General features: G+C 77.4%; 6 protein-coding genes. 3 read left to right on the top strand and 3 right to left on the bottom strand.

What is annotated here, in order from left to right; translation table 11 throughout:
• Positions 1 to 14: 14 nt before the first annotated feature.
• The 3 genes from ACFWAR_RS34695 to ACFWAR_RS34705 all read right to left on the bottom strand — a co-directional run bounded on the left by ACFWAR_RS34695 (position 15) and on the right by ACFWAR_RS34705 (position 7,424).
• Entirely contained in the window at positions 15 to 4,619 is a 4,605-nt protein-coding gene (locus ACFWAR_RS34695) for a hypothetical protein (protein ID WP_385786167.1), read from the bottom strand.
• 71 nt (positions 4,620 to 4,690) lie between these two features.
• Complete coding sequence (locus ACFWAR_RS34700) at positions 4,691 to 5,614, bottom strand: hypothetical protein (protein ID WP_385786170.1); 924 nt, start codon at positions 5,612 to 5,614, stop codon at positions 4,691 to 4,693.
• Positions 5,615 to 5,873: 259 nt separating this feature from the next.
• Positions 5,874 to 7,424 (bottom strand): hypothetical protein, encoded by a 1,551-nt coding sequence (locus ACFWAR_RS34705; protein WP_385786173.1) that lies wholly within the window; start codon positions 7,422 to 7,424, stop codon positions 5,874 to 5,876.
• A gap of 87 nt (positions 7,425 to 7,511) precedes the next feature.
• On the opposite strand from ACFWAR_RS34705, the gene ACFWAR_RS34710 reads away from it, so the two are divergent.
• From ACFWAR_RS34710 to ACFWAR_RS34720, 3 genes are read left to right on the top strand one after another with little or no spacing between them, the layout of a single operon-like run.
• Positions 7,512 to 8,315, top strand: a complete 804-nt coding sequence (locus ACFWAR_RS34710) for a LamB/YcsF family protein (protein WP_385786182.1) — start codon at positions 7,512 to 7,514, stop codon at positions 8,313 to 8,315.
• On the top strand, positions 8,312 to 8,977 hold the full coding sequence (locus ACFWAR_RS34715; protein ID WP_385786176.1) for an allophanate hydrolase subunit 1: 666 nt from the start codon (positions 8,312 to 8,314) through the stop codon (positions 8,975 to 8,977). Before ACFWAR_RS34710 ends, ACFWAR_RS34715 begins: the two co-directional genes overlap by 4 nt.
• On the top strand, positions 8,974 to 9,855 hold the full coding sequence (locus ACFWAR_RS34720; RefSeq protein ID WP_385786179.1) for a biotin-dependent carboxyltransferase family protein: 882 nt from the start codon (positions 8,974 to 8,976) through the stop codon (positions 9,853 to 9,855). Before ACFWAR_RS34715 ends, ACFWAR_RS34720 begins: the two co-directional genes overlap by 4 nt.
• Positions 9,856 to 9,923 lie beyond the last annotated feature (68 nt).

Here is a 9,923-nt window from a genome sequence, read left to right on the forward strand (position 1 = left end):
GACCGGGGTCGGGGTCAGCCGCGGCGGAACATCCGGGTCGCCGTGATCTCGCCGTGGATCGCCTCGCCCTCCGGGCGCTGCTGGGGCAGACCGGGGCGCAGGTGTTCCTCGACGCTGATGTACTTCAGCCCGGCCCGCAGGTCCGCGTCGTTGCGCAGCCGGATGACCAGCGGGAACTCCGCCAGGGCCGTGGTGTCGAACAGGCCCGTCGTGTACAGCAGCTGGACTCCGAGGGCGTCCGAGACCGCCCGCTGGAGTTCCAGCAGGTACGTCGCGTTCGCGCGGCCGATGGGGTTGTCGAGGAACAAGGTGCCGGCGTGGCGCTGCTTGTCCCGGCCGCGGTCGTTGCTGCGCAGGGCCGCCATCGTGCAGTAGAGCGCGATCGCGGCGGTGAGCAGCTGGCCACCGGAGAAGACGTCGCCCATCTGGCCGACCGGCACGCGCTCGGCGCGCAGCACGGCGTCGGGCTTGAGGATCTCCACCGCGATGCCCTTGGGTTCGAGCGCGGCCTGCACCCCGCGCAGCAGCAGGGACATGCCGTCGCGGCGGCCCTCGCCGAAGGACGCGGCGCTGTTCTTCTTCACCGCCGCGCGGGTGGCCTCGTCGATGACCTCGCCGAGGCGTTCCGCGAGGGTGGCCTGGTCGGGCTCCTCGAAGCGGATGCGCAGGAACTCCTGGCCCGACCACTCCCCCAGTCCCTCGGGGAGCTGGGAGAGCCGCTGGGCCGAGCGCAGGGTGGCCAGGGCGGATTCGACCAGCCCGCGCAGCCGGTCGACGATGCTGTCACGGTTGCGTTCGAGCTGCTCCAGTTCGTCCGTCAGGACGCGCAGGCGCGGGGCGAAGGCCGTGGCCCAGGAGGCCGCGTGCTCGGGCAGCGAAGCGGCCGGGAGTTCGCGGATCTGCTGGCGCGCGGGGGTCCGTACGGCCTCGTAGCGGGTGGCGTTGGCGTGCCGCACCAGGACGTCGCTCGCCTCGCGGACCGCGGCTTCGGCGGCCGAGAGGTCGCCCGCGAAGCCGCGCAGGGAGCGGCGGGCCTCCGCGGCGCTCTGCCGGGCCTCCTCCAGGCTCCCGGGGAAGGCGCCGGAGCCCTGCTCGTCGGCGTCCTCCTGCGGGCTCGGGTCGCGCATCAGGTCCCGCAGCAGGGCGGCGGTCTCGTCGAAGCCGCCCGCGCCGTCCTCGGCCGCGCGGTGCGAGCGCAGCAGGTCGGCGTGGGCGGCCCTGGCCCCCTCGACGGCGGAGCTGTGGGCGGCGAGCTGCGCGGTGGCGGTGCGCAGCAGGGCCTGGGCGCGCTCGACGTCGTCGGGGACGAGCTCCTCGGGGAGGTCCGCGTGCACGGTCCCCTCGGCGGGGGCGTGCCGTTCGGCCTCGCCGCGCAGTCGACCGAGCTGCTCGCTGGCGGTGGAGGCGCGGGACTCCAGCATCTGGACGAGCGATTCCGCGCGGGCGGCGGCCGCCTGGCGGGAGGGGCCGTCGGAGCCGTCGGTGCCTTCGAGGAGCTGGGCGGCGCGGGTGCGGACCTTGTTGGTGAGGCGGTCGATGTCGGCGAGTGCGGCGCTCTCGTCGCTCTCGGCGCGGGCCTGTTCGGCGCGCAGGTCGGCGCCGACGCCGACCTTCTCGTACAGCCGCGAGGCGGCCCGGTAGGCCTCGCGCAGGTCCGGCAGCGGCATCCTGGCCGCCTGCTCGTCCTCGGGGAGGTGCTCGGGGGCCCCGGCGATCTCGGCGCGCTCGGCGCGCAGCGCGCGGGCGGTGCGGCGGGCGTCGTCGGCGGCGCGCTGGGCGGCGCGCCGGTCCTCGTCGGCGGAGCGGGCGCGTTCCAGGCAGGACTCGGCGCGGGCTTCGGACTCGGCCGCCTCGTCGGCGAGTTCGCGCAGCCGGACCTGCCAACCGGCCCGTTCGCGCAGCCGGAAGGCGAGCCCGGCGAGGGCGTCGGCGGCGCGGCGGGCGCGCTGGGCGGTGTCCCCCCGCTCCTCCCGGACCCGGGCGGCGTCCGCGGCGCTCTCGTCTGCCTCGGCGCGGTCCGTGCGGGCCTCGGCGAGTTCCGCCTCGGCCTCCTGGGCGAACGACCGGGCGGCGGCGGCCTGTCCGGCCAGCTCGGCGAGGCGGCCCGGCGGGCAGCCGGTGCGCCAGGAGGCGAGCCGGGCGGCGAGCGCGCGGTCCGCGCCGAGCCGGGCGGCCAGCTCGCGGATCTCGGTGTCGCGGGCGGTGGCGCGGGTGCGCAGGGCCCGGCGCTCCTCGTCGGCGGCGTGCTCGTCGTGCATGGCCGGGTTCGGCGGTACGAGGAACACGCCGGTGTCGGATTCGGGCCCGGCGGGCGGTACCGGGGCCAGCAGGGCGGCGGCGGTGCCGACGGCGACGGCGGAGCGGGGCAGCAGGGCCGCGGCGGAGAGCACCTCGCGGGCCCGGCTGTGGGTGTCGGGGTCGGTGATGACCACGCCGTCGACGAGTTCCGGGCGGGCGGCGAGGACGGCCGCGTGGTCGGCCGGGTCCACGGCCTGGGCGAGGTAGCGCCAGCCGGGCAGGGCCGGGATGCCGTGTTCGCCGAGGTACTCGACGGTGGCCAGGACGTCGGGGCCGGGCGGCAGCAGCCCGCCGTCGCCGAGGGCGCCCAGGATGCGGGCGTCGTCGGCGGCGGCGGTGCGCAGGTCGAAGAGCTGGCGTTCGGCGGTGGCCACGCCCGTGTCGAGGAGCTCGCGCAGTGCGTCGGCGCCGCGGTCCAGCTCCTCGGGGGTGAGGCCGGGAGCGGGGTCGGCGGCCTCCGGGGCGGATCCGGTGCCCGCGGGCAGGCCCAGGAGGTCGGCCAGGCGCGGGGCGGCGCCGAGGGAGGCGGCGGCGCGGTGCTCCGCGTCGTGGGCGGCCTCGGCGGCGTCGGCCGCGTCGGCGGCCCGGGCGGCGGTCAGTTCGGCGCGGGACTGCGCCGAGGCCGCCTCGCGGGCGGTGTCGGCGGCGGCGCGGGCCGCCTCGCGGGCCTCGTCCCAGGCGGCCACGGCGCTCTTCTCCGCGTCGCTGGCGGCGAGGGCGGCGCGGGCCGGGTCGGCGTCGGGGGCGGAGTCGTCGAGCCAGCCCGCCCGGACGGCTTCGGCGGTCTCCTGCTCGACCTCGCCGAGCCGGGCGCGCAGGTGCTCGGCCTCGCTGCGGGCGCGCTGGGCGGCGGTGGCGGCGGCGGTCGCGTCGCGGTGGGCGCCCTCGCCCACCTCCTGGAGCACGGCGGAGCGTTCCTCGCCCTCGTTGGCGACCTCCTCGCCCGCTTCGGCGGCCGTGTGCAGGGCCCGGACGAGCGCGGCGGCGGCGGTGGCGCGGGCGGCGAGGGCCGGGGCGGCGTCCCGTTCGGCTTCGAGGATGGCGGCGGCGACGCGCGCGGAGCGGTCGGCGGCGGCGCGGTGGCGCAGCACGGACTCGGCGGCCTGCCAGGCGGAGTGCAGGGTGCGGGCTTCGAGGAGCTCGCGGCGCTGGGCGGTGGCGGCCTTGTCGGCGACGGCGAGCGCCAGCGAGGCGTGCCGGTAGGCGAGTTCGGCGGAGACGGCGGCGCTGCGGTCGCGGGCGGCTTCGGCGGCGGTGACCTGGTGGGCGGCGTCGGTGACCCGCTGGGCGAGGTCGGCGGCGCGGCCGCGCTCCTCGGTGGCGCGGGCGGACAGCCGTCGGGCCAGGGTGCGGGTGCGGCGTTCGGCGCCCGCGTGCGCGTCACGGGCGCGGGCGCGCGCGACGGCGGCGTCCACGATCCGGCCGAGGAGGTCCACCGAGCCCGCGGTGAAGTCCCGTTCGGCCATGAGCTCGGCGCGGCGGCCGAGCTTGTTGCCGAAACCGTGGACGAGGTCGGCGAGGCCGTCCGTGTCCCGGGTGTCGGTGACGGCGCGCAGCAGCAGGTCGGTGAAGTCGGAGTCCTTCTTGACCGCGAAGAGGCCGGCGGCCTCGCCCTCGTCGGCGTTCATCTCGCGCTGGTAGCGGAAGAGTTCGGGGTCGAGGCCGAGGTCGGTGAGGTGTTCGTTCCAGCGGTCGTGGATCTCCTCCCAGGAGACCTCCAGGTGCGGGTACGCCTTGCCCGCTTCCGTGATCGCGTCGCGGAAGCCCTTCATGGTGCGGCGTCGGCCCTGTGCGCCCGAGACGCCTTCGACGGCGGGGCGCACGGCGGTCGATTCGGCGACCGGGAGGTTGTCCAGGCTCAGGCCGGGGCCGGGGCGGAAGGAGTACCAGGCCTCGGCGAACTTGCGCGGGTCGTTCGACACCTGGCGCCCGCGCCATTCGCTGACCTTGCCGACGACCACGCACTCGCCGGTGCGGGTGTGCTGCCACTCCAGGGCGACGTGTCCGCAGTCGTCGGCGAGCAGGAACTTGCGCAGGACGCCGGAGCTGGCGCCGCCGAGGGTGTTGCGGTGCCCGGGCAGCATCACCGAGAAGATCAGCTTGAGCAGGACGGACTTGCCGCCGCCGTTCTCCAGGAACAGCACCCCGGCGGGCGCGGGGCGCCGCGGCGGGCCCGTCGGCTCCTCCGCGAAGAACTCCGCCTGGGTGGGCGCCGGGTGGGGCACCGGCTCGCCGACTCCGCGCAGGTCGAGCACGGTGTCGGCGTAGCGCGCACCGGCGGGTCCGATGGAGTAGAGGCGGATCCGGGACAGCTCGTACATGGCGGACTCTCGTGGGGCTCGGTACGGGGGCAGGTGGCGGGGTGGGCGCGGCGGGGGCGGCCGGGCGGGGCTCAGGTGTGGAAGGGGAGGCCCGCGTCGGCGGCGAGTTCGAGGTCGTCGCCCTCGGGGGGCGGCAGCAGGGTGGCGGAGCCGTCGCTGACGGCGACCACGCCGAGGTCGAGCAGTTCGGCCATCGCGGCGCTGCCGGCCATGTCGCGGACCTGGAGTTGGTAGCGCGGGGTGGTCCGGTAGGTGCCCCCGGCGTCGTCCCCGGTGCGCTGGAGGAATCCGGAATCGGTGAGGAAGGCGGCGGCCTTGCCGACGATGCCGGTGGTGGAGCCGGCGAGGCGGCGGGCGTCCTTGGTGGCTCCGGTGGCGCTGCGCCGGGCGTAGACCCGCCAGGCGGCCTCCAGGCCGGGGGCGTCGGTGGCCGGGTCGGTGTTCTCCCCGTGCTCCTCGGCGCGCTCCTCCAGGCGGCGGCAGGTCTGGCGGACGAAGGCGTCGACGCCGTTGACCGTGATCCGGCCGATGTAGCCGTCGTCGGCGAGGTCCTCGGGGCGGGGGAAGGCGAGGGCGGCGACGGCGAGGTGGGCCAGGCCGTGCAGGAACCGGTCCGCGGAGTCGGCGGTGGCGCGGCGGGCGTAGTCGCCCATGCGGACGGCGAAGACGGAGTCCTCGCCCGCGGCGACGGCCATCCCGGCCCGGGTGGAGACCTCCAGGACGACCAGCCCGAGGCCGGTGGCGACGGCGTCGGCGAGCCGCCCGAAGGCGGGGTCCTCGCGGTAGCGGCGCAGCAGCTCGGCGTATTCGGCGTCGCGGGCGGGCAGCAGCTTGGGCTGGAGCCCGAAGGCGACGAGCCGGGCCGCGTCGGCGGCGTCGGCGGGCGTGACGGGGGCGGCGGCCTGGGCGTGGGCCGACGGCGCCGACGACGGTGCGGACGCCGGTGCCGCGTCGGGCTCGCTCCACGCGGGGTGCTCGGCGTGGTGGTCGCTCACGGGTACGTCTCCTCGGGGGCGGTGCGGGTGCTCGCGGTGCGGGTGGGGATGGTGCGGGCGCTCGCGGGGCGGGGGCGGGCGGTACCGACGCCCACCCGGCGGGGGCGGGCGGTACCGGCAGTCGTCCGGCGGGGGCGGGTGGTCGGGCGGGGGCCGGGCGGTCCTTCCGCCCTGCGGTGAGGTCGGCCCGGCCGCGTCGTCGGAGCCGCCGGACCGGGGGACGCGAGCGCCGGTGCCAGGCGGTCCGCGCGGGCCGGGGTCATGCGGCTTCCGCGCGGGCGGCGGTCATGGCGGCCGCGTCGAGGAGGGCCGTGCCGACGATGAGGTCGGCGCCGCCGAACTCCGGGTCGTCCAGTTCCGTACCGTCGTCCACGGCGAAGAGCATCCGCTCCTCGCCCTGGCGGTACGCCGTGCCGACCGCCGGGCTCGCGGCGTGCACGGCGAGCAGCGCGACCAGGTACGGCAGGTCCGGATCCTGTCGGCGGGCCTCGGCGAGCAGCCCGGACAGGCGGCGCGGGGCGTCGTGCGGCAGGTCCAGCAGGCGCATGGCGCAGGCCAGTTGCTCCTCGCTGAAGCGGCTGTCGTCGGGGGTGGCGATCAGGTCCGGCTCCGGCATCTCCACGCCGAGGTGCTCGCGCTCGACGGGCGGGGTGAGCAGGATCTCCACGAGGTCGGTGACCCGGACCGAGACGGGGGTGCGCAGTCCGGTCCCGGCGGCGAAGAAGGCGTCGGTGACCCGGCAGGCCTGCGACACCGGGAGCGGCAGCAGCGGGGCCACGAGCTGCCCGTACAGGTCGATGCCGGAGCGCGGCGCGGGGGCGGCGAAGGCCTGGCGGTCCTGTTCGGCGCGGAAGAGCGGGCCCGCGTCGAGCAGGCGGGACTGGAGCTGGGTGTGCCGGCGGATGCAGTCCTTGACGATGTCGACGAGTTCGGCGGCGCGCCGCTTGTTCTCGGGCTCCTCGGCCTCGTCGCGGGCCTTGCGGATGTTGGTGAGGATCGCGTTCTCGTGCCGGTAGCGGTCGGCGACGTGGTCCAGCGCCTCGGCGATCATGTCCGGGACGGCCTGGAGCCAGTCCACGGCGCGCACGTTGCGCCGGGTGGCGTCCAGGGTCCGGCGCAGGGTCTCGGCGTACTGCACGGTGCGGTAGCGGGCCTGCTCGGCGGCGAGTTGGGCGTCGGCCAGGCGCCCCCGGCTGATGAGCACCTCCAGCTTCACCTCGGCGGCGATCTGGGCGCTGGTGACATCGGTGTCGAGGGCGCCGACGAGGACGTTGACGGCCTCGTCGGTGGTGCGCAGGTAGACGGCGCCGCCGTAGCCCGGGACCTCCTCGATGAGCTTGAAGTCGTAGTCCCGGCGGACGTAGACGCCGTCGGGGCCGAAGGTGCCGTAGATCGCGCGGAAGCCCCGGTCGACGCTGCCGACGTTGATCAGGTTCTCCAGGACCCAGCGGGCCACCCGCTCGTGCTCGGTGGCCGGGCGGCCGGGGGCCTGGGCGGCGACGCGGGGCAGCAGCCTGGCCACTATCTGCTCGTGGTCCGCGCCGGTGTCGAAGTCCATGTTGAGCGTGATCAGGTCGATCGCGGCGAGCGCGACCTCGGCCATGGCGTAGCCGCCGTACTCGCCGGCGAGGTTGGCCTTGCGCACGTCGAGGTCGTGCAGCGGCGCGGTGCAGGCGAGCGCGCGCAGGCGCCTGGCCAGGCCCTCGTCGGCGGCCGGGCCCGGCGCCGGGGAGGGATGGGTCTTGGCCGGGGCGGGGAAAGTCACGACGGAAAGACTAGGCGCTGACCCGGACAACATCCCAAACGGCATGGTTCGGCCGGATCGTCCGCCGGGACCGCACCCGCCGGGAGCCCACCCGCCGACCCGTCGCTGTTCTACGCTCGCCGCATGGCATCCATGATCACATCCGCCGGATCCGCGCCGGACGCCGCCGGACCCGTCGTCGACCTCAACGCCGATCTGGGCGAGGGGTTCGGCCGCTGGACGCTCACCGACGACGAGGCGCTGCTGTCGGTGGTGACGAGCGCCAACGTGGCCTGCGGCTTCCACGCCGGGGACCCGTCCATCATGCGGCGGGTCTGCGAGCTGGCCGCCGAGCGGGGCGTGCGGATCGGGGCGCAGGTGTCCTACCGGGACCTGGCGGGCTTCGGCCGGCGGGCGATGGAGGTGCCGTCGGCCGAGCTGGCCGCCGAGGTGGCCTACCAGATCGGGGCGCTGGAGGTGTTCGCGCGGGCCGCGGGGTCGCGGGTCTCGTACGTGAAGCCGCACGGCGCCCTCTACAACCGGACGGTGCACGACGCGGCGCAGGCGGCCGCGGTGGTCGAGGGCGTCCGCCTGGCGACGGGTCCCGGCGGGCCGCTGCCGGTGCTCGGGCTGCCCGGCTCGCTGCTGCTGGCGGCCGCCGCGGAGGCGGGCCTGGTCGCCGTCCCGGAGGCCTTCGCCGACCGCGCGTACGCCCCGGGCGGGACCCTGGTGCCGCGCGACCGGCCGGGGGCGGTACTGGCGTCCGCCGGGGCGGTGGTGGCACAGGCCCTGGCGGTGGCGACCGAGGGCGCCGTGACGGCCGTGGACGGGTCGCCGGTCGCGGTCCCGGCCCGCTCGCTGTGCCTGCACGGCGACACCCCGGGCGCGGCGGCGCTGGCCGCGCGGGTGCGGGAGGCCCTGGGCGGCGCCGGGGTCCGCGTGGAGCCCTTCGCGTGAGCACGGATACGGGCACGGGCTCGGGCGGCGCCGCTCCCACCCGCCCGCGCGTGGTGCGGGTGGGGCGGGAGGCGTTGCTCTGCGAGGTGGATTCGGCGGCCGGGGTGGCCGCGCTGCACGCGGAGTTGGTGCGGCGCCGCGACGCGGGCGAGTTGGGCGGCGTGCGGGAGATCGTGCCGGCCGCGCGGACCGTGCTGCTGGACGGGGTGCGGGAGCCCGCCGCGCTCGGCGCCCGGATCGGCACCTGGCGGCTGGCGGCGCTCGCGCCCGCCGAGGGGCCGCTGGTGCGGGTCGCGGTGCGCTACGACGGCCCGGACCTGGCCGAGGTGGCCGCGCTGTGGGACGTACCGCCCGCTCGGGTGCCGGAGATCGTCGGCGGGACGGAGTTCCGGGTGGCCTTCTGCGGTTTCGCGCCGGGCTTCGGCTACCTCACCGGGCTCCCGGAGCGCTTCCGGCCGCCCCGCCGGGCCAGCCCGCGGACGTCCGTTCCGGCGGGCTCGCTCGCTCTCGCGGGCGAGTACGCGGGGGTGTACCCGCGCTCCTCCCCCGGCGGCTGGCAGCTGATCGGTTCCACGGACGCGGTGCTGTGGGACCCGGCGCGCGAACCGGCCGCGCTGTTCGCGCCCGGCGTGCGGGTCCGTTTCGTGGAGGCCGCCGCATGACGCGGGGCGGCGGCGGGGACGCGCGCCTCGAAGTGGTGCGGGCCGGGGCGCTGACCACCGTGCAGGACCTCGGCCGACCCGGGTACGCGCACCTGGGCGTGCCGCGCTCCGGCGCGCTGGACGCGCCCGCGCACGCCCTCGCCAACCGCCTGCTGGGCAACCCCGCCGGGGCGGCGACCTTGGAGACCACCCTGGACGGGGTCGCGCTGCGCGCCCTGGCGCCGGTCACGGTGGCGGTCACGGGCGCGCCCTGTGCCGTACGGGCGGCGGGTCGTCCGGCGGCCTGGAGCGCGCCGGTGCGCCTCGCTGCCGGCGCGGTGCTGGAGGTCGGCCCCGCGCTCGCGGGCCTGCGTAGCTACGTGGCCGTGCGCGGCGGGTTCGCGGTGCCCCCGGTCCTGGGCAGCCGCTCGACGGACCTGTTGTCAGGCCTGGGTCCGCCGGTCCTGACGGCGGGCGCGGTCCTGCCCGTGGGGGCGCCCGCGGGACCGGTGGTGGGGGCGGACGTCCTGCCGCTGCCCGCGCCGCCGACGGAGCTGGTCCTGCCGGTGCTGCTCGGCCCCCGGCACGACTGGTTCACCGCCGCGTCCGTCGCCGCCCTGGGGAGCGCGCGCTACCGGGTCTCCTCGGCGGGCAACCGGATCGGCCTGCGCACCGAGGGCGGGCCGCCGCTGGTGCGCGCCCGCGGCGGTGAGCTGCCCAGCGAGGGCATGGTCCTGGGGGCGGTGCAGGTGCCGCCGGACGGCCTGCCCGTAGTGTTCCTGGCCGACCATCCGGTCACCGGGGGCTATCCGGTGCTGGGGGTGGTCGCGGCCGCGGCGCTCCACCGCGCCGCCCAGGCGCGGCCGGGGACCCCGGTGCGGTTCGTCACGACGGGCTGACCCCGGGGCGGGTCCCCGTGGCGTGCGGAACGGAACGGGGCGGGGACGCGGGGGCGATCGCCCCCGCG

Source organism: Streptomyces sp. NPDC059917, assembly GCF_042730635.1.
Classification (GTDB): domain Bacteria; phylum Actinomycetota; class Actinomycetes; order Streptomycetales; family Streptomycetaceae; genus Streptomyces.